Genomic DNA, 20,363 nt, shown 5'->3' on the forward strand with positions numbered 1-20,363 from the left:
TTTTTATTTATTAAAAAAATCTTTCAAAATTCGAGCGGTAAACAATCTGGCGCCGGTATCATTCAAATGTCCACAGGATGAAAAATATTTATCCTCAACCACTACATTTTCATAATTGTGAATTTCAGGATATAACTTTTGTACTTTGTTAAAATACTCAATTCCCTTTGTGTTTTCACACATTGGTGTCATTACCGCTATGAAATTAATATTGTTGTCTTTGCAAATTTGCTTGATTTCTTCGTAGTATTTGTTATGTTTTAAAGGCTTTAAATTGACAATATTATTCTTCATATTGGCATTTGGTTTCTTGCCTAAAGGATGATAACCCAAATTATCTAAATTTGAAGTTCTTTTATGAATCAAATTAAAAAACATTTCACGAAAACCGATACGTTCATCAAATTTAATATAGCGATAAAAAGGGATATAATACAACTCCGTAAAATCTTCCTCTTGCTCAAAATGTTTTTTAATTATTTCTGAATTATGCAAATAAGGTAAAAACTGAGATGAAATCCCTTCTGCTTGATGCTCATTTGATAAATTCAAATCGGCTTCTAGAATTACATTTTTAATTTTATAATGTCGCTCCACCATCAATTTTAAAAGCATCGAAGCTTCAAACAAATGACCACCGCTCATGCCATAATTGAATGTTTTCAGTCCTTGATCTTCAAACATTTTGGCTACGAAATGATTATTGGCTCTGGAAGATCCCAGAACAACCACATCATATTTTTGATTTTTTGAGTTATAAATATTATCTATTTTACTTCGATTACTCGCTTGCAAAAAAATAGCGGTGTATATAAAATCCAAAGCAACAGCAATTACTATTGCAAAGATTAATGATTTTAAAGTGAATAATAAAAACTTCTTCATTAGAATTGAAAATATATAAATTCTTTATAATCGGAGTACGTTCCAAAAGCGAGAATGGCTGTTATAGCCAAAGCCAGTTTCACTGTATTATATTTTCCTGAAATAGGCTCTACTCTGGTTCTATTATTCCATTCAACCAAAACAAACAGACCAATCATCAACAATATTTCATAATTGTAACGCTCATTTACAAGATACTGAGAAGTAAATTCTCTATTTACGACTATTCGTTTCAAATACAAGCAGGCATCGGTTATCGTTTTCGCTCTAAAAAACACCCAGGCAATCGTGCTTAAGCAAAAAGTCATTACAATACTGGCTATTGTCCTTACCGAATCCCAATTCCAGTTCAGTTTAATTTCATCTATATTGCTCCGATTTCGATTCAACAATAAAAGGGGCAAAAAATATACCGCATTGACAAACCCCCAGGCCAGATAGGTCCAATTGGCACCATGCCAAAAACCGCTTACGACAAAAATGATAAAGACGTTCCGAACCTGCATAACTTTGGAACCTTTGCTTCCTCCCAACGGTATGTAGAGATAATCACGAAACCAAGAAGAAAGTGAAATGTGCCAACGACGCCAAAACTCGGCTATATCTCTTGAAAAATATGGGTAATTGAAATTACGCAATAATTCCAACCCAAACAATTTTGACATTCCCAATGCCATATCTGAGTATCCTGAAAAATCACCATAAATTTGGAACGCAAAATATACCCCTCCCAAAATAAGGGACAAGGAATTCATTGAAGTGTAATTGTCAAAAATGGCATTAGCATAAGTCGCACAGGTATCAGCAATAACAACTTTTTTGACCAGTCCCCAAATTATTTGGCAGACTCCTTCTTTGGCTTGATTATAATCAAAGGTTCTTTTGACTTTTACTTCGGGCAATAAATGGGTAGCCCGTTCAATTGGACCTGCCACCAGAAGTGGAAAATAACTCACGAAAAGTGAATAATCCACAAAATTATATTCTGCCTTAATTCTTTTAAAATAAATATCGATCACATAGGATAATCCATGAAACGTATAAAAAGAAATTCCAACCGGTAAAACTACATCTAACAAAAGAGGACTTGCTTTAAAACCAACAGTAGTCAACATTTGTGCGAACGATGCCGAGAAAAAATTATAGTATTTAAAAATGCCTAAAAATCCCAAATTAACACCGATGCTCAACCAGAACCAAAACTTTCGTCCTTTATCATTGCTGCTTTTTTCAATTCTAATTCCGGTATAATAGTCCAAAAACGTTGAGAAAACCAACAGAAACAAAAAACGCCAATCCCAACAGGAATAGAAATAATAACTGGCAACGATTAGGAGTGCATTTTGGCTGCTTTTTGTTTTGTTAAAAACAAACCAATACAGAAAAAATACGATGGGTAAAAAAATGGCAAAAGCCAAGGAGTTAAAAAACATAATTTATTTTAAAAATTGCATGCTAATTTTGAAAGTGCAAAGAAAAGGATTATTCTTTAGAAATGATAGTTTTAATTCCTTGCCAAATACGTCTGGAAGCTTCTTGTGGAGGATGTTGGTTAATGATTTCAAACCAGTTCTTTGCATCTTCTATTACAGAAGAATTCTTTGCCATACCGTTCTCGATTATTGAAGCAATAGCATCTGGGCTATTTATCCACAAAACCGTTTCTTTATTAGGCATCGAACGGAAATGCACATATTGATAACATTTAAAAAGATCCCAATTTTTATCTAATTGTATTTTTTGATTATAATGAAAATAAGCACATACTTTTTTATGACAAATAAAATCAAACACCATGGAGGAACCTAAATTAAGAACCATTTCACAATGCTCCCCCAAATTTGACAATAAAGAATCGTCTTCTTTTGTTGGCAATATAGTATTCCACACAGAAGATAAAGGCTTCCAAATAGGGTCTATTGAAACAATAGTGCTCGAATACTTTTCCAGAATAGTATCATATCGATTCGAAAAATCAACAGGGCATCTTCTAAAGATTATTCCAAGATTATATCCTTTACTATTTAACTCTATTACGGCTTTTGCAGCATCTTCTAAATAGGCCGGATCATCGGGACTTGTTGTAATATCATCTCCAGAAAAACAAATATATTTTTTATTTGCATCTAAATTATTCTGTTTAAAAAATTCTTCTTTTGAACTTAATTTATTTTGATTAAAATGAGCTTCAAATTGTGGAGTTCCAGACACAAAAACCTGTTCTTCTTGAACATAAGGATAATAAAAAAGCAATTCCTTTTTCATTAAATCACTCCATACAAAATAATAATCCGTTTCAACTACCATTGTTGCTTTTGGCAAATTATCCCAGGAGAAAATAAAAGTTGCTGTAGGAATTCCTAAATCTTGAGCCGCCAATAACGGTGCAATTGCCGTCATCGGCCGTTGATTGGTGCAAAAAACCATGCCTGGCTGTTCTTTTTGCAAAGTTTCTAAACATTGATGGTAGTACAGCGTTTTTCTTTCTTCCTGTTTAATTTTTTTTCGAATGCGATTTAATCCATATTTTGAAGAATGAGTAAATGACACTAGTCGAGTCAACAAACTTTTTACTGCTTTTGTAGTTGTTGCATACGAAAAAGGAAAACGATACGTATCATAAACAGTGTCTTTGGTTCTTCGAATATTAAGATTCAACTCTATTTGTTTACGAGCATTTTTGTAGATCTCCGTAAGTGGATGTGATTTAGAGTTTTTAATTTTTATCTCTTTAAAACCCAATTCGGTTAAATCAAAAGGTGTATTATTCCAAAAAATAATATCAAAATCTTCTTTTTTTCCAATCTTATAAAAATCTGAATACGCAAAGTTGCGAAGTCCAATACCGTCAGGTAAGAGTATAAATATTTTATTATTTTTCATCACACTAAATTACTAAACTACCTATTCTGCCGTGATCTGAAAAAGACCTATGAACTATAAACTCTCGATCTAAAGGTTCCTCCGAAAGAAATGTAATATCGCAAAAACGATTTTCTTCAACTGGATTCAAGCGCCATGGTATTATCGCTTTATAATCCAAAACCCATCCGTTTTTTTCTAAATCTTTTGTCTTTAAATCATTCCAGGATGTAATATAATCCATCCATAAGTACCCTAATTCCCAAGACTGTTCTTCTAATTGATGAAGATTTTCTATATCCACAATTCTCAATCCCCCTACGTTTTCTTGACTTACTGCTCTGGAACCATCTTTCAAAAGGATTCCTTTTATCATTGGTTGTTGAAAATAATGACTGTCTTTATTTATAAAATCATCAATAGAAACTCGAATAGGAGAACAAACATTTGCAAAGCTTTTATCCTTAATATTAGGATTTATTTTCACATAACGAACTAAATCATGATATCTATACCACCTCATATTTTTGTACAATCCAAGCCCTGCTTCATTTGCAGCTGTAGCGGCTAGCGGATAATAGTCCCTAGCTAAAGCATAAAGACTACCTAAGACTCCTTTTCCACGACATTCTTCATTAAGATAAACATTAATTATCCAAGCCATTCCACCACCAAAATTAGCTCCCACATGACCTACTATCTCTCCTTTTTCATTTATGCATATAAAAGAGCGCCCTTCATTTTTGTTACCAAATTGCCAATTCCAAAATTCTTTACTATGTAATGGATGATTATCTCTATAAATAATTTTAAAAAAGGATTGCAATATTCCCCAATCCTTTATTGTCGCCTCTCTTGTTATCATATCTCTTCTTTATAATTTTTACCTCCTGGCATGTCATTACAGTCAAAACGATTCAGCAATAAAGGATTTTCAAAACTCGTATTGGTTCCTCGAGTAGTTGTAAAACCAAATTTGAACCCTGCCTTTTTTGCAATTTCCCCAACAGAATCAGTACATGCTTCTTTAGTTCCAAAAGGATATGCAATTAATTCAATTTTTGAATTTGTACTTTTTTCCAGTATTTTTTTTGAATTTTCTATTTCAACCTTTATAGATTCTAAATCTAATAGCCCTAAAGGATAATGGTTATGTGAATGACTTCCTAGACACCCTCTTTTTGCTAATTCCTTTAAGGATTGCTCATTCATGTAAAGATTTTCTAAAACATACTCTTCTTCAAAATAATGACTGAATAGCTGTTTTATTACCTCCTCTTGCTCCTTAAAAGTCATTTTAAAATTCAAAACATATTTCAAAATTGCACTTTTTTCATCGTCATACTGATAAATATTTTTCGCTCTTTTCAATTCTAAATCCGAAAGTTCAATAGAATCAAAATTAAATAAATACTGAACAAATTCATTTGGAGAAATAATTGATCTTAACAGATGAATTTTATGAACAGTGCTTACTTTTTTTTGAAAAAAATTACTTGAATTAACAAAAAAAATAGCAGGAATCTCTAACTCATCTAATATTGGCAATGCATAATCAAATTGTTCTTTTAAACCATCATCAAAAGTTATCAAATAAAATTTTTCTTTTGATTCTAATATTTGCTTTGAATTATTTAGTAAATCTAAAGAATTGACAAATGTTCCTTTATTTACCAATAACAATAATTGCTGTCTAAATTCAGCTGGTGTTACACCAAATATACTAGGATATTTAGCATTATACTCCGGACGAATGTAATGATAATTACTTACTATTAACATTTATCTATCTCTAAACTGTTTTTGATGATTCATTTGCCAAAATTCCTTTTTTTGGAGGGACTCCAAAAATAATTCGGCACTATTGCCTTCACCAAAATCGGCATCTGTTTGTTGTACCTGATGGGAATCAATAGTTCTCAGTGCTTCATAAATATTTTTTTTATTATAATCTACATTTATAATATCGGCATGAACTGCTCTATTTTGCTGACGAGTACCAATATTGATAATCGGAATTCCGTAATAAGGAGCTTCCCGTATTCCGGCACTGCTATTTCCTATAATAAATTGAGAATTTTTTAATAATGTCAAAAAATATTCAAATCGCAATGAGGGAAAAATCCGGAAACGTGGATTCCCTTTTAAGCGTTCATAAGCATTAAGAATTATTTGACTACCCAAATCATTATTAGGAAAAACAACAATGTAATTATGTGTGTCTGCCAATAATGCCTCTACAAAATCAGATGCATATTGTTCAATATCCTTTATTTCAGTGGTTACGGGATGAAACATGACTATAGCGTAGGATTCAAAAAACAGCTGATAATATTCTTTGGCAACAGCTAAATCAGGAAGTTTATCTGAAAACATAACATCAATATCAGGTGAACCGATCGTGAAAATAGATTCTTTTACCTCTCCCATTTGCTCCAATCTTTTAGCTGCTTCTGCATTAGAAACAAAATGAATATGGCTCAGTTTACTTACGCTATGACGAATCAATTCATCTACCGTACCCGATATTTCACCCCCCTCAATATGGGCTACCAAAATATTATTTAAGGAACCTACAATGGCTCCAGCAAGAGTTTCCACTCGATCTCCATGAACAAGGATTAAATCAGGTTGAACATTTTTTATATAACTCGATAGTCCTTCGATGGTTTTGGCCAGTGTCAAATCCATGGTGGTTTCATGGGTATGATTCTGAAAAGTATGTATGTTTTTATACCCGCAACGTTGAATTTCCAACAAGGTATATCCGTATTCTTCCTGTAAGTGCATGCCGGTAACCGCCACAAAAACTTCAAATTCGGGCTGTTGTTCGAGAATCGAAATCAATGATTTTATTTTGCCAAAATCGGCACGGGTTCCTGTCAGGAATAGTATTTTTTTCATTTTATTCAAAATCAATAAAATCTAATTGCTCATCATTAGCAATATCCCGCTTAGCTTTTTTACCTAAAATAGAATTAAAATGTTCCGCTAGAATTTTCCCTGTGCCAGGACGTTTCACCCAAATATTTTCTTTGGAGAATACTTCACCTTTTTTTATGGCAGCGATGGCACAAACGGTTGCAAAAGCAAAATCAATTGTAACTTGTTCCTCTTGTGCTGGTTCTTTGACACCACCTCGCATTTGCCAAATTTCATTGGAACTTATAAGTAATTGTGAAGTAGTTTGCTCATCCATACTACATACAATATCTGGACCTGTGCGTTGCATATGATCTGTAAAATGGCGTTCCAAAATACTGGCTCCCAAAGCCACCGCTCCCAAACAAGCATTATTATTCAATGTATGATCACTTAACCCAAATACTTTATCTGGAAAAGCTTCATGCATTTGAGTCATGGCTCCAAAACGAACCAAATGTATTGGTGTTGGGTACAAATTAGTCGTATGCAATAATGCTACAGGGACTTTATGCCTATCAAAAATAGTAACCGCTTTGCGAACACTTTCAATAGTATTCATTCCCGTGCTCAAAATAACGGGTTTGCCAAAGGAAGCAATATGTTCTAATAGCGGATAATTATTGCATTCGCCAGAACCAATTTTATAAGCGGGAATATCAAATTTTTTCAATCGTTCAGCCGCAGCGCGAGAGAATGGAGTCGAAATAAAAATCATCCCTTTACTTTCTACATACTTTTTTAATTCCAATTCGTCGGCTTCGTTCAACGAACAACGTTCCATAATTTCGTATATGGATACGTCGGAATTACCAGGAATTACTTTTTTGGCCGCTCCAGACATTTCGTCTTCGACAATATGGGTTTGATGTTTTACAACCTCAACACCCGCTCTATGAGCAGCATCAACCATTTCTTTGGCTACTTGCAATGAGCCTTCGTGATTGATACCAATTTCGGCAATGACTAATGGTGGATAATCAGGACCAATTCTTCGTCCTGCTATTTCTATATATGGGTTCATTTTTTTGTTTTAAGTTATCGATTTTCAAATATCAGTTTTCTAAAAAAGCACTTCAGACTTTGAAATTTTCAACTAAGAATTAATCACTAGTCACTAATTGTTAATTTTATTTCAGTCCCATTAAATAAGCGGCATAATCAAAATCAGCTTGAGTGTCAATATCAACTTCTGAGAAAGGATTATCAACAATAAAAGGGAAAGAGTGGTCTCCTATAATTTTTCCATTTTTCACCAAATCGGATTTAAGTAGATATAAAAGCCCATTTTCAAAATACAAAGGTTCCAAATCTTGGCTACGTTGTCCAATTTCATAATTATAAGGAACAAATTGATCATCAATAATTTTACCTAATTTTTGATGGTTTCTACTTACAGTAAACAAACTATCAAAATTGCCTGTTAGGTAGCGTTGCATCGCTTCGGGCAACAAAGTTTCTGGTCGTAACGGATTGGTAGGTTGCAATAAAACTACGTGTTCCACCGTTTCAGAAACATTTTCCAACACATGTTTCAAGACCGAAATAGTTGTAGCGAAATCGTCCGACAAAGCTTCGGGACGGTCAATAACCAATGCTCCATATTCTTGTGCCACTCGCTTAATTGCACTATCATTCGTACTTACATAAATGGCATCAATTAACTCTGGATGTTGTTGTGCATAACGAATACTGTGCACCAATAAAGGCAATCCATTCAGCACTTTGATGTTTTTATCTTTTAATCGTTTTGAACCGCCTCTGGCGGGAATAATAGCTATGGTTTTCATTGGGCAAGTCTGTTTTTTGCCTCGATTATAATTTTGTTCATTCCCAGGTTCCACATTTCTGTTGAATATAATTCATTAGATAATTCAGGTATTTCAAATTTACCTTCTAAAAATTCATTTATGGCTTTTTCCCATGCCGAAACAAAATGCGGATTTTCAATTAATTTACCCAATTTCCCATATTGAAGTACCTCTGGAACTCCGCCTATAGCCGATGCAATACAGTAATTACCGCAATGCAATGCTTCTATTAAGCTCATGCCAAAACCTTCATGACAAAGTGTAGGAAACAAATAACAATCAGAACTTTGGAAATAAACAGGAAGTTCATCATTAGGAATTCGACCTAAATACATCACTCCATCTTGGGGCGTTTTGGGCTCGCAACCAATAACCCATAACACTATGTCTTGCCTAGTTTTATACACTCGCTTCCAAGCCTCCAGTAAAATACTCAACCCTTTTTTCGGACGATCCTGTGAACACCATACAAAAACAGTTTTATCGTTTGTATTTTTTGTTTGCTTAATCGCTTGCTTCTCTTTTAGCGAAAGTGGAAAAAACTTTTTGGTATCAATACCATTATGCAAAACCGAAAATCGAGTAGGCAATACTGTATAATAATTTTTATGTGCCAAATACGAATCATTCGTTAATAACACCATTTCATCTATAGACTCAAAAAACCATCTGCCATTATAATTTTCATAAAAAGGTGGAAAACCATGATAAAAAAACTGAAGACAAGAATTGGATCGCAGCCCTTTTGAAACCAAAAAAGCAGTAAGTGGCTTTACAATTCCAAAATTATCTATGATTTGAATAATGTATTTTTCGTTTGGTTTCAGAATTTTATCCAAAGCTTCAAAATAGCCTAAGTACTTATTTTTTTTGACTTTTCTTCTTATTTTAAAAAGTAAACCATTAGCAATCAAACTGTACGCAACATTCTCAAACTGTTTTTCAGGTGGCTCGCATACTATAAAATCTACTTGATGCTCCTTTTGCAAATAATTTTTATACAGCGTAGTCCAACTTCCTATTTTTGAAAAAGGGAGCGGAACTTGTGATAGTAGAATTACTTTGGTCATACACAAAAATTTTATGGCTTAGTAAAGATAGAAAAAGTTGTTTAACCTGTCGGGTGTAATTATTAATAACGTCAGTTCGAGTGTTTTTTGTGAAGTAAAACGCAACAATAAATGTATCGAGAACCATTTGCATCCAACTGCTTAATTTACTCTTTTTTAATTTTTAATTGAATCGATTTTAAGTCATTCCCAATGATATAAAAATAATTGCAGTCTTTGTAAAAACTAATAAGATGCAACAAGACTTTGTCGTTTATTTCTTTCAAAGAGTAATATTCCGGAACTGTTTTGCCAAACCTTTTTTTAACATAGTATTTCAAACTATTTTGAAAATCATCTTTTTGAAAAATAACATTTAGCACTCCTCCCTTAAAATTAGGCAATATCACAAAAAGAAAATGACTAATACTTTCTTTTCTGTTTGCTATAAAAAAAGGGGTTCTGCTATTTTCTAACTCATCAAATTCCCTTTTGGAAATACTTTGCCCCCATTGTTTCAAATTAACAATTGCTCGCTTTTGTTTTTTATTATCTAACAAATGCGCCTGATTAATTCTACTGATGTTTGTCAATTGCAAATCACGATTTAATCCTTTTGACTCGGCTTTTCTGTAGGTAACATGCCATTGATGCAGCATTAAAATCTCTTGATCATAAAATAGGGATTGGTATCCTGCATTTTCCAATCGATTATGAACATCTTCGTCTTCGGCTCCCCAAAAATGCAAAAACTCGTCAAAACCATGTATTTCATGCAATGCGTTAAGAGGAAATAACGACAAGCCTTTGGCTCCACCTTGACTAAAAAAACTTACTTTATATTGATCAAAAGGTTTTACCTGAATACTTTCTTTATGATCCAGAAAACCAACTTTAAAAAATACTGCTTGATTAGGATTTTGAATAGTTATCAGTTTTTCTATAAAATCGTGACTGAAAATCATATCTACATCGGCTACAAAAACAAAAGGAGTTGTTACGTTTTGCAACCCAATATTAATTGCCTTGGCTCTCGACCAGGGTTGATAAGAATGATAGGAATAGAGATAGGTTACAAAATCATAATTCTGAGTAAGTATCTTAATTGTTGCTGCCTTGTCAAATACAGAGCCATAATCCACAAAAACAACTTTAAAATCCTGATTGCTTTGTTGTGCCAATGAGTCTAGCGAACGTTTGACTCTACTTTCTTCCCGATTACGGTAAGGGTATAGTATGGTGATCATATTAAGTATTTTTTGGCCTCTTCTTTGCTCAATCCTTTCCAAATTAAGTAATACTTCATTATTTTTTTATTCAAAATCAATTTGCCAAACAATTTACTCTTTACAAAATAAGCCAATTTAGAACTTGGCTGAATGGGTTTCAATTCAAAGTTGCTTTCTTTATCATTTTGCATTAATTTAGATACCTCAACCTGCATCCAATCTTCCAAGACATTCCCCATGTGATAGGCATAATTATCCGCAGTTGATAATCGCCAAAAACCTTTTTTTACAACAGGAATATCCAAAAATTGTCCTTCGCTATCGCCTCCCAATTTGAATGTTGCAAATCTACTTTCTAAATTATCGAAGACTTGTGCTCTATAAGTGGTAGCAAAATGTCCTGCACCTACAACCGCTTTTTTATCTTCATTAGTTACAGTCAAATATTTTTTTAATTGAACCGGATTGTAAAAATTAGCATCCCCTACACTTAATCCAAACATTTTTAAAGCATCAGGATTTACTACTGGCGAACATTTTACCTTATTCGAGAAAAATAAATCCCAATACACATTGGCTGTATAGGTTCTCAAAGAACGTGAAGAAGGTGTAGGGCAAACAGCTCCCGTTTTTGGAAACGCTTCAAAAACAGAATAACTTGCCTCTTGCCAACCATTCAAGAAAAGTACATCGGCATCCGAAACTGTAATTAAAGGAAAATTATTTCCCGAAATCCCTTTTAAAACGGCATTAAGCTTTCCAATATTTGAAGTATGAATTACCTCCTGTATTTTATTTTTTTGAAATAAATCATTCAGATAAGCTACAACTCCTAGACAGCTTCCATTATTGACAATAGTTACAGATGTTTTATTATGAATAGTTTTAAATAATGAATCAAGACATAGTTTTAATATCTTAAAACTATCTTCAAAATACCCTTCTTCATTGGGAATATAAACCGGAATAATCACCTGATGAAAATAATCAGATTCAATTTGAATTTTGTCTTTATGGGGGTTGAAACCTACTCGCATAACTAATTTATAATTTCCTCTCTAATATTCAAATCCCCTTTAAGGAAACTATATCCTTTACCTAAAAACAAAAGTAAAACAAAGCCAATACATAAATTGATTCTTGACACAGTTTCAATTTTTTTTTGAAAAATTAAATCTACTATTTTCCTTTTATTTTTTTTCAGAATCTCTAATCTAGAATTAAATATACATAATTCATAAATTGCATTTGAAATTCTAAAAGTCAAATACTTATTTATTAAATCTTTATCTTCAACATGTTGTTCATTAATTAATTTTCTAGCTTTAGAAAAAAAAATGATTTTTGAATCTAGACTTGATTTTTTATTTTCAATATTTTGAGTAATGCTTTCATTTCCCCTTCTAATAGAAAAAAGAAAATCATTGGTGTAAATATACTTGGGAAAGTAAAGCAACATTCTGAAATGAAAATCTGACTCATGTGAATCACTTAAGTTTTCATCAAAAAGATCTTTTTGATGAAAATATTCTTTTCTCCACAAAGGAGCTCCTGTAAAAAAATAATGGTTTTTAACAAGGTAACTCAGTATAAGACTATGTTTTGGATTCCTATTAGCTCCATTTTTTGTTCGAATTTCTGAATCTTTATGAAATGTCAAAGATTGACTTGCGCAAAAATTCAGTTCATTATTATTCTCTAAAACCTCAACCTGTTTTTCCAGAAAATCAGGATGCATAATATCATCACTGTCAAACCATTTTACATATTCGCCTTTGCTCAATTCGAAACCATAATTTCTACAAGCATTAGCCCCTTTTTTTCTGTCTACTGGTCTTTGATGGTATTGAAACCGATTGTCTTTTTTTATGTAATTAGCAATAAGGGTAGCTGTGTCATCAGTACTCCCGTCATCTACAATAAGACATTCCCAATTTTTATGGTTTTGTGCTATTATGCTTTCTAGTGTCTCAGCAATTAGGTAGGCACGATTATAAGTAGGGATAATTATGGAGATTAATGGATTCACTTTTTACTTAAAATTTTATTTATTCAATTCTTTTTTTACCATTCTAACAGATTCCAACCACTGTAACCCATATTTATTATCCGGTTCTAAATAATTTCCTTCAGCCCATTCATTCCATGATTTAATCATAATAATTTGGGGATTTTCAGGGTTTTGCAATAATTTATTAACCGTTTTTCCTAAATGATTTTTCCAAGCATTAGGTGTCGCATTTTTAAAAATAAGTGATTTTTTTCCACTTCTTGCTGTATTATCCCAATTTGGAAAAACACAAGGAATATACTTTTTATGAGGAAAATCAATGTCGAATTTTGAAACTCCTTTTGTATAATCAAAAATTAAAGGCCTAGTCCTTTTATTAACTTCATGAGTACTATTCAACATCTTTTTTATTTTTCTTTCTATCCTACCTGCAATACTACTTTCATTTAAAAACAAATACTCTTTACCATACCTCATTCTGTGAAATACATCTATGCCAACTTTTCCATAAACAAATTTGTGTTCTGCAATTTCGTGTGGCCCGAGAGTTGAAATAAAATAAACCCCGTCAAAACCATTCTTAATCGCTAATGTATTAAATAAGTTTAAAAAAGAATCCAATTCAGGAATGTCATGCATTCTGTAGATATGAAACATCGGTTTATTGTCAACTTTTATATACCTTGAATCCTTAAAAAAAGGTAACAGATAATTAAAATAATCAATATAATCCTGCTCTCCATTATAAGTTTGTTCAATTAATACACTAGGATTATCCAGACCATGCCATATCCCTTTCCAAGTTTCATTTGCCCAACAAAAACAAAAAGGCAAATCTATATTTTCATCCTTAAGCATAGCTTCTGCTGGCTTTTCCAAAAGCATTTTCCCATTGCCAAACCAATATTGATAATAAATAAACCCATCAATACCATATTCTTTTGCCAAATTAGCCTGTTGCAATTGTACCTCTGGCATTCGCAAATCATAGAACCCTAAATCTCCTGGCAAAACAGGCTGATAATGTCCCTTAAACAATGGTTTTGCTTTTGCAACATTGGTCCATTCTGTAAAACCTTTGCCCCACCATAAATCATTTTCATCAATAGGATGATACTGAGGTAGATAATAGGCAAAAAACTTTATATTCTGTGGCATAATTTTATAAAAGAGTTTTTTATTTTTTTCAAAAATGACATTCTTGTTTTTTGGGGAATATATAATTTTAAACTTGGATATTTTAATCTAATTTTTTTATAAAATAAAAACCTGTTAATCATTCTTGGATTCGATTTATTTACAATTTCGCTACTCAACACAGTTGAAACACCAACTTGCTGATCATCGTGAATCCTATAATCAATTAGTACATCTTCTATAAACATTAGACCTTCAATAGCTGAAGCATGTATTCCAAACCAAGCATCATGCCAATATCCATAGGGTAAATCAATTGGAAGAATATTTTCTTTTAAAGATTTGTGAAAACATATTGTAGCTCCAGTTATTTTATTTTTATTAATAATTAAATCTTTGAAAGCTAAAACATTGTTTTTCCACAATCCTCTTAACTCTTCATTAAAACCCCATTTTCCCCAAAGTGTGGAATTAAGACCAATACCTTCTCCATCAATAAGAGTTGCATCAGTAAACAATAATTTGCATTTCTTGTTATTTTCAAAAAAACTTTGCATTATATCAACTTTATTGGAATGCCATACATCATCTTGATCTGCAAGAAATATTAAATCTCCAGTTGTTATTGAAATTGCTTTTTCAAAATTTTTAATCGTTCCTAATGATTTTTTATTTTGATATAAATGGATTAATCCTGGATATTTGTCTTGATAAAAATGAATTAGTTCTATAGTATTATCAACAGAACAGTCGTCACAGATGATTATTTCATCAACCGAAAGTGATTGTGATAAAATGCTTTTTAGTTGCTCACTAAGAAACTTCCCTCCGTTGTATGTACATAAAGCTACGGATAATGTCATTTCAATAAATTATATAACTTTCGAATAATTTTTTTAAACGCTAACTTTCTTCGCTCAATATGCAAAGCTTTGTATTTACTTATTTGATTCTTAATAATACCCTGAACTTCTGAATTAAAATTTGGTTTAATATTTTTTAAAAAATGAATCCAAATTTTTTCTCTTTTACTGTTATCTTGTGAAGACCATACCGAACTGTCATGCAATCTATAAACTCCCATAAATTCATCTAGGTGTTTAATTTTACCATAACGTGCGTTCAACATGTGCAGAAAATAATCTCCAACAGGAGATTTCTCAAAATATTTAGGAAATTTTTCAAATAAATTATTTTTAAAAACAACACTGCATGTATGTATATAGTTGCCTTTGGCTAAATCATTAATGGTGGTAGTTTCAGGAACTTTAACAGTTATGATGTCTTCTTTAACAATTCCTTCTTGCAAAATATTAACCTTATGAAAACAAATTGTATACTCAGGATTAACCTCTAGAAAATCAACTTGTTTTTGAAGTTTTAATGAATCTGTCCAGTAATCATCACCTTCACAAAGAGCAACGTATTTTCCCTCACTTTTTTTAAATGCATCAATAAAATTAGGCATCATCCCTATATTTTTTTCATGGTTAAAATACTTAATCCACGATTTTCTTGGATGATTCTTTAAGATATCTTGAATGACTTCATCTGTTGAATCTGGAGAACAATCGTTCGCCAAAATAAGTTCAATCTCAAAATCACATTCTTGCATCAAAACTCCTTCGATAGCCTCCCGAATGTATTTTTCGTGACCATAAGTAATCATACAAACACTAATAGTAGGCCTTAACATCCGTTTAATTTTTGCCTTATTATTCCAATACCAAAACAAGATAAAATAAATTTTAGCAAAATAGCAAAATTCATTTTTCTCTTAAATATTCCCCACGTACAATATTGAAACGTATCTAAAATCAATAGATTTTTCATCAATTTATATACATCTGAATAGCTTTGGGAAACAAATGCTCTATTGATTAATCCTCTATTAGTATTACAAATAGAATCTGATAACCAAGTTTTGTTAAAATTATTTCTTTTTACAAATTCTTTTCTACAATGATAAGAATCTAATAGTGCAAAAACAAACTTTTCTAAATCTATAGGATGACTTGCGCTTCCATCAATAATCCTGTACACTGTTGTTGTTTCATTTAAAAAATAAAGTGATGAGTTATGCAGAGTTTCAAGTAAAATTCTTGTATCACCTATAACTTTATTTTCAAGTTCTTTCTCAAGTATAGTTAAGACTTTATCTAAAATTGCCTTTCTAAAAACAGTAGTTGCGAACTCAATGAATTTGCTTTTTAACATCATAGGAATAACTTCGGATTGTTCAGCTGCAAATCTTGCAGGAATATCAACAAATTGTTCCTTATTCTGAATAAAATACTTAACATTGGTATAAACCAATCCTACCTTTTTATTTTCTTCTAAAATATCTACTTGTTTTTGGAGTTTATCTTTAGTAATCCAATAATCATCTCCTTCACACATGGCAACATAATTCCCCGAACATTGACCCAAAGCAAAAATAAAATTAGGCATCATCCCTAAATTTTCTTTATGATTAAAATACTTAATCCACGATCTTTTGGGATGATTCTCCAAAATATTTTGAATGACTTTATCCGTTGAATCCGGAGAACAATCGTTTGCCAAAATAAGCTCAACCTCAAAATCACATTCTTGCATCAAAATCCCCTCAATAGCTTCACGAATATATTTTTCGTGGCCATAAGTAATCATACAAACACTAACTTTCAAATTTTCCTTCATCCTTAGAATTCTAATGGCTCTAATTCTTTTATTACTTTTGCAGGTGTCCCAACTGCAACACAATTATCAGGCAGGTCTTTTGTAACTACTGATCCTGCCCCAATTATAACGTTTTTACCAATTGTTAGCTTTGGTAATACACATGCATTTGTTCCTAAAACTGTATAGTCCCCTATTATACAATTCCCTGAGATATGAACACCAGGAGACAATTCTACAAACTTGCCAATTATAGAATCATGTCCTATTGTGCAATTTAAATTAATTAAAGTTCCTCTTTCAATATTGACATCACTTGTTATTACAGTCCCTGCCATAATATTAGACCCTATTCCAATGTGATTCCCATAGTGCCCAATACTTGCCAAAGGGCTGATGGTTGAAGTAAAAATGCCTCCAAGTGAAATAAATTTATGATATAGTTTTTTTCTCAAGATAGGATTACCTATCCCGATTGTGAATCGATTGTCGATTGTATTAAAATAATTCGAGACCTCTTCTGTTGTTTTTAAAATTGGAAATTTTTCATATAGACTACCTTTAATATCATCATTGACATCATCAAAAAAAACCAAATTTTCTAATTGATTCATTTGGTGAATTACCTCTAAAACTTCTTTTGCGAATCCTTTGGCTCCAACTATTAGCATAAATTTTCATTTATTAAAGTAACAATTTTTGTCATATCTACTGCTGATAACCCAACATACAAAGGCAAACATAAAATTCGAGATGCAATGCTCTCAGAAATTGACATTGGCATCCCTTTTGTATATTCAATAGTATTCAAAGACGGGTAAAAATAACGTCTTGGAAAAATTTCATTTTCATTTAAATCTCTTTCTACTCTTAAAAGTTGATCTTCAGTTTCAAAAATAACGGCGTAATAACTGTAATTCCAATCCGTATTATTCCGCATTTTTAAACCTCTCAGTTTTGAAAAATCAAGTTTGTCATTATAAAAGGCAACTACTTTTTTTCTCTCATTAATTATCATCTCCATATAAGGCAAAACAGTCAAACCCATTGCTGCTTGCAATTCAGACATTTTACCATTTATCCCCAAACCATGAAAAGCCAAAACTCCTTTATGCCCAAAATTATGACTGTAAAACAATTGGTGTTGCAAATCTATATCTTTTGCAAACATGGCACCACCTTCACCTGTATGGAATAATTTAGTAGCATGAAAACTACAAGTGCTTATATCTCCATAATCAAATATTGATTTACCATTGTATTTCACTCCAAAACAATGTGCAGCATCATAAATAACTTTTAAATTATACCTTTTTGCAATAGCCTCAATTTCTATCACATTACAGGGATTACCGAAAACATGAGTAGCTAAAATAGCAGTTGTTTTATCGGTAATGGCGGCCTCAATTTTAGTTTCATCAATCGTTAAATACTCAGGATGAATGTCTACAAAAACGGGAGTACAGTTTTCCCACACTATTGCCGCAGTAGTCGCCACATAAGAAAATGGAGTTGTAATGATTTCTCCTTTCCTCCCTAGTAATTTTAGTGCGATTTGTAATGGTATCGTCCCGTTATTGGTTATAATAATATTAGAAATAGATAAATAATCTTTCAATTTCTCTTCTAGTTCCAAAACTAACTCACCTCTATTCGTAAGCCATTGATTATCCCAAGCTCTTTGTACTTGCTTGTTGTAATCATCTATTGGAGGTAAAAAAGTCTTGGTTACGTTTATCATTATACTATAACTTGTGAGTCAATAAATCCATTCTTTTTTACAAACACTAATTCGACCAGCCATAAAACACTTGGGCTAAATGGTCTGTTTAAATCTGTTATTTCAAATAATCGATAGTTATTTTCATCCATGAAATTAATTAATTTCAAAAAACTATTATCAAACATTTTATTAACCACGCCAGCCTCAACCATAAATATCTCTGTTTTTCCAAAAAAGTCACTTGCTCCTTTCAAAACCTCAATATCCAATCCTTCGGCATCAATCTTGATAATGTCTGGAATTGGCCATTCACTATTCGACAATAAACCGTTTAATGTAACCACTGGAATTTCTACTTGTTTGAATCCTGCCGCTTTTGCCTCTTCATGCGAATATCTAAAAGAACAACTATCATCTCTGTCAACAATCGTAAATTGAAAAGAACCTTCTTTATCTCCTGCACCAACTGGATAAAACTGAACTTTGGAATTGGCATCTAAAATATCTTGAAAAGAATCTTTTAACCAGTTCTGTGGCTCCAACAAAGTGTAATATGCATTGGAAAAATGATGCAAAGCTTCTCTTGTCCATGTTCCGTGATTAGCTCCAATATCTACAATATGCTTGGGAGTAAAACCCATTTTTTTTAATGTGTCATAAAAATTAACCAATAAAGAACCTTTACTGTTTGCGTTTAATATCGTTGCTTCTGTATTCACTTTTTTCAAAGTGTAGCCCAGTTTATGAATAATTTTTTTTACTATTTTTTTCATTCTTTTCTTATATTATTCTATCAACCAATCAAACTTGGGTTTTATGAAACCTGGTTCCCTTCCCATCCAAGATCCCAGAGGTCTTTCCCCTTCTTGAATAGTAAAAACCATAATGTCTTTTTCTACAAAGAGAGAGGTTTTAGCATCCTCTATAACATAAAAAGATAAATAATAAGTTCCTACATTTAAAAATCCTTCTGGCAAAGTACACTTTATTTTATTTAAACCTTCTTTTAAATTTAAATTATTACTGGTATGCGAAATGGTAAAAAGCGGTTCTCCGTTATCATTATTTAAAACAAAGGTCACATGCAGTTTTCTTGAAATGTCTTTTAAGGTAAAGGAGGTATTGATTTCAATTTTTTGATATTCGTCTAATACCTCATCTGAAGATTTACCTGTAGGGTTTAAACTAATTTCGTGAAGCGTGAATTCTTTTTTATCATAATTTGATGAAAATGTCTTTCTGTTTTCTGATTCTGAATCACCACTTAGATAATAACTTACGGCATTTTCAACTGTATCAATTTTTGTTACAACTCCGTTTTCCAAAACAATCGCTTTAGTACACAAACTCTTCACAGCTGCCATATTATGACTCACAAACAAAACAGTTCTACCTCCCTCACGGGATATATCCTGCATCTTTCCAATGGCTTTTTTCTGGAACTCGGCATCACCAACGGCCAATACCTCATCAATCACCAAAATTTCGGGCTCCAAAAAAGCAGCTACGGCAAAAGCCAAACGTACAGTCATACCGCTGCTGTAACGTTTGACAGGAGTATCTATGTAGCGCTCACAACCTGAAAACTCTACAATCTCATCAAGCTTGGAGGCTATTTCTTTTTTGGTCATTCCCAGAATCGCACCATTCAGGAATATGTTTTCTTTACCGGTTAACTCTGGATTAAATCCGGTTCCCACTTCAAGCAGTGAAGCGATACGCCCACGAGACTTAATGCTTCCAGTAGTAGGAGCTGTAACCTTAGATAATATTTTCAATAAGGTGGATTTTCCGGCTCCGTTCTTGCCAATGATTCCTAAAACTTCACCACGCTCAACCTCAAAATTAATATCTTGCAAAGCCCAAACATACTCGCTGGTTCCTTTAGTACTGCGGTCATTGGCCTCCCCAATTTTTAAATACGGATCTTCCTTCCCTCGCATTTGATGCCACCAGCGGTTTAGGTCATGGCTGAGGGTGCCAGTACCTACCTGCCCAAGGCGGTATTGCTTAGAAATATTTTCGGCTTTTAATATAATGTCTTTCACAATTTTCAATTATTGGCATCTTTGC

General features: G+C 32.4%; 20 protein-coding genes. All 20 read right to left on the bottom strand.

Going from position 1 to position 20,363, the window contains the following annotated elements; genetic code table 11:
- Nucleotides 1-3: 3 nt before the first annotated feature.
- The gene (locus HQN62_RS17190; protein WP_173505271.1) at nt 4-885 is read right to left on the bottom strand and encodes a hypothetical protein; all 882 of its coding nucleotides are present in this window, start codon (nt 883-885) and stop codon (nt 4-6) included.
- Nucleotides 885-2,318: an MBOAT family O-acyltransferase gene (locus HQN62_RS17195; protein WP_173505272.1), complete on the bottom strand. Its 1,434-nt coding sequence runs from the start codon at nt 2,316-2,318 to the stop codon at nt 885-887. Before HQN62_RS17195 ends, HQN62_RS17190 begins: the two co-directional genes overlap by 1 nt.
- A gap of 49 nt (nt 2,319-2,367) precedes the next feature.
- Nucleotides 2,368-3,768: a glycosyltransferase family protein gene (locus tag HQN62_RS17200; RefSeq protein WP_173505273.1), complete on the bottom strand. Its 1,401-nt coding sequence runs from the start codon at nt 3,766-3,768 to the stop codon at nt 2,368-2,370.
- Nucleotides 3,769-3,772: 4 nt separating this feature from the next.
- Nucleotides 3,773-4,612 (bottom strand): GNAT family N-acetyltransferase, encoded by an 840-nt coding sequence (locus tag HQN62_RS17205; protein ID WP_173505274.1) that lies wholly within the window; start codon nt 4,610-4,612, stop codon nt 3,773-3,775.
- On the bottom strand, nt 4,609-5,529 hold the full coding sequence (locus HQN62_RS17210; protein ID WP_116797253.1) for a polysaccharide deacetylase family protein: 921 nt from the start codon (nt 5,527-5,529) through the stop codon (nt 4,609-4,611). Before HQN62_RS17210 ends, HQN62_RS17205 begins: the two co-directional genes overlap by 4 nt.
- On the bottom strand, nt 5,530-6,651 hold the full coding sequence (gene neuC / locus HQN62_RS17215) for a UDP-N-acetylglucosamine 2-epimerase (protein ID WP_173505275.1): 1,122 nt from the start codon (nt 6,649-6,651) through the stop codon (nt 5,530-5,532).
- 1 nt (nt 6,652) lies between these two features.
- Entirely contained in the window at nt 6,653-7,693 is a 1,041-nt protein-coding gene (gene neuB / locus HQN62_RS17220; RefSeq protein ID WP_173505276.1) for an N-acetylneuraminate synthase, read from the bottom strand.
- 106 nt (nt 7,694-7,799) lie between these two features.
- Entirely contained in the window at nt 7,800-8,459 is a 660-nt protein-coding gene (locus tag HQN62_RS17225) for an acylneuraminate cytidylyltransferase family protein (RefSeq protein WP_116797250.1), read from the bottom strand.
- Nucleotides 8,456-9,550, bottom strand: a complete 1,095-nt coding sequence (locus HQN62_RS17230) for a glycosyltransferase family 4 protein (RefSeq protein WP_116797249.1) — start codon at nt 9,548-9,550, stop codon at nt 8,456-8,458. Before HQN62_RS17230 ends, HQN62_RS17225 begins: the two co-directional genes overlap by 4 nt.
- Nucleotides 9,551-9,696: 146 nt before the next feature.
- Entirely contained in the window at nt 9,697-10,776 is a 1,080-nt protein-coding gene (locus HQN62_RS17235; protein WP_173505277.1) for a glycosyltransferase family 2 protein, read from the bottom strand.
- The gene (locus HQN62_RS17240; RefSeq protein ID WP_173505278.1) at nt 10,773-11,795 is read right to left on the bottom strand and encodes a glycosyltransferase family A protein; all 1,023 of its coding nucleotides are present in this window, start codon (nt 11,793-11,795) and stop codon (nt 10,773-10,775) included. Before HQN62_RS17240 ends, HQN62_RS17235 begins: the two co-directional genes overlap by 4 nt.
- A gap of 2 nt (nt 11,796-11,797) precedes the next feature.
- Nucleotides 11,798-12,787 carry a glycosyltransferase family 2 protein gene (locus HQN62_RS17245; protein WP_173505279.1) on the bottom strand — a complete coding sequence of 330 codons (990 nt, stop codon included), beginning with the start codon at nt 12,785-12,787 and terminating at the stop codon, nt 11,798-11,800.
- Nucleotides 12,788-12,802: 15 nt separating this feature from the next.
- On the bottom strand, nt 12,803-13,927 hold the full coding sequence (locus HQN62_RS17250) for a glycosyltransferase WbsX family protein (protein ID WP_173505280.1): 1,125 nt from the start codon (nt 13,925-13,927) through the stop codon (nt 12,803-12,805).
- Nucleotides 13,912-14,769: a glycosyltransferase family 2 protein gene (locus tag HQN62_RS17255; RefSeq protein ID WP_173505281.1), complete on the bottom strand. Its 858-nt coding sequence runs from the start codon at nt 14,767-14,769 to the stop codon at nt 13,912-13,914. Before HQN62_RS17255 ends, HQN62_RS17250 begins: the two co-directional genes overlap by 16 nt.
- Nucleotides 14,766-15,602: a glycosyltransferase family 2 protein gene (locus HQN62_RS17260; protein WP_173505282.1), complete on the bottom strand. Its 837-nt coding sequence runs from the start codon at nt 15,600-15,602 to the stop codon at nt 14,766-14,768. The genes HQN62_RS17255 and HQN62_RS17260 overlap by 4 nt, the downstream gene beginning before the upstream one ends.
- On the bottom strand, nt 15,596-16,588 hold the full coding sequence (locus tag HQN62_RS17265; RefSeq protein ID WP_173505283.1) for a glycosyltransferase: 993 nt from the start codon (nt 16,586-16,588) through the stop codon (nt 15,596-15,598). The genes HQN62_RS17260 and HQN62_RS17265 overlap by 7 nt, the downstream gene beginning before the upstream one ends.
- A gap of 2 nt (nt 16,589-16,590) precedes the next feature.
- Nucleotides 16,591-17,238 (bottom strand): acetyltransferase, encoded by a 648-nt coding sequence (locus HQN62_RS17270; protein WP_173505284.1) that lies wholly within the window; start codon nt 17,236-17,238, stop codon nt 16,591-16,593.
- Nucleotides 17,232-18,308 carry a DegT/DnrJ/EryC1/StrS family aminotransferase gene (locus HQN62_RS17275; RefSeq protein ID WP_173505285.1) on the bottom strand — a complete coding sequence of 359 codons (1,077 nt, stop codon included), beginning with the start codon at nt 18,306-18,308 and terminating at the stop codon, nt 17,232-17,234. Before HQN62_RS17275 ends, HQN62_RS17270 begins: the two co-directional genes overlap by 7 nt.
- Nucleotides 18,308-19,063, bottom strand: a complete 756-nt coding sequence (locus tag HQN62_RS17280; RefSeq protein ID WP_173505286.1) for an FkbM family methyltransferase — start codon at nt 19,061-19,063, stop codon at nt 18,308-18,310. Before HQN62_RS17280 ends, HQN62_RS17275 begins: the two co-directional genes overlap by 1 nt.
- A gap of 12 nt (nt 19,064-19,075) precedes the next feature.
- Complete coding sequence (locus HQN62_RS17285) at nt 19,076-20,338, bottom strand: ABC transporter ATP-binding protein (protein WP_173505287.1); 1,263 nt, start codon at nt 20,336-20,338, stop codon at nt 19,076-19,078.
- Nucleotides 20,339-20,363 lie beyond the last annotated feature (25 nt).

It is taken from the genome of Flavobacterium sp. M31R6 (assembly GCF_013284035.1).
In the GTDB taxonomy this organism is placed as follows: Bacteria; Bacteroidota; Bacteroidia; order Flavobacteriales; family Flavobacteriaceae; genus Flavobacterium.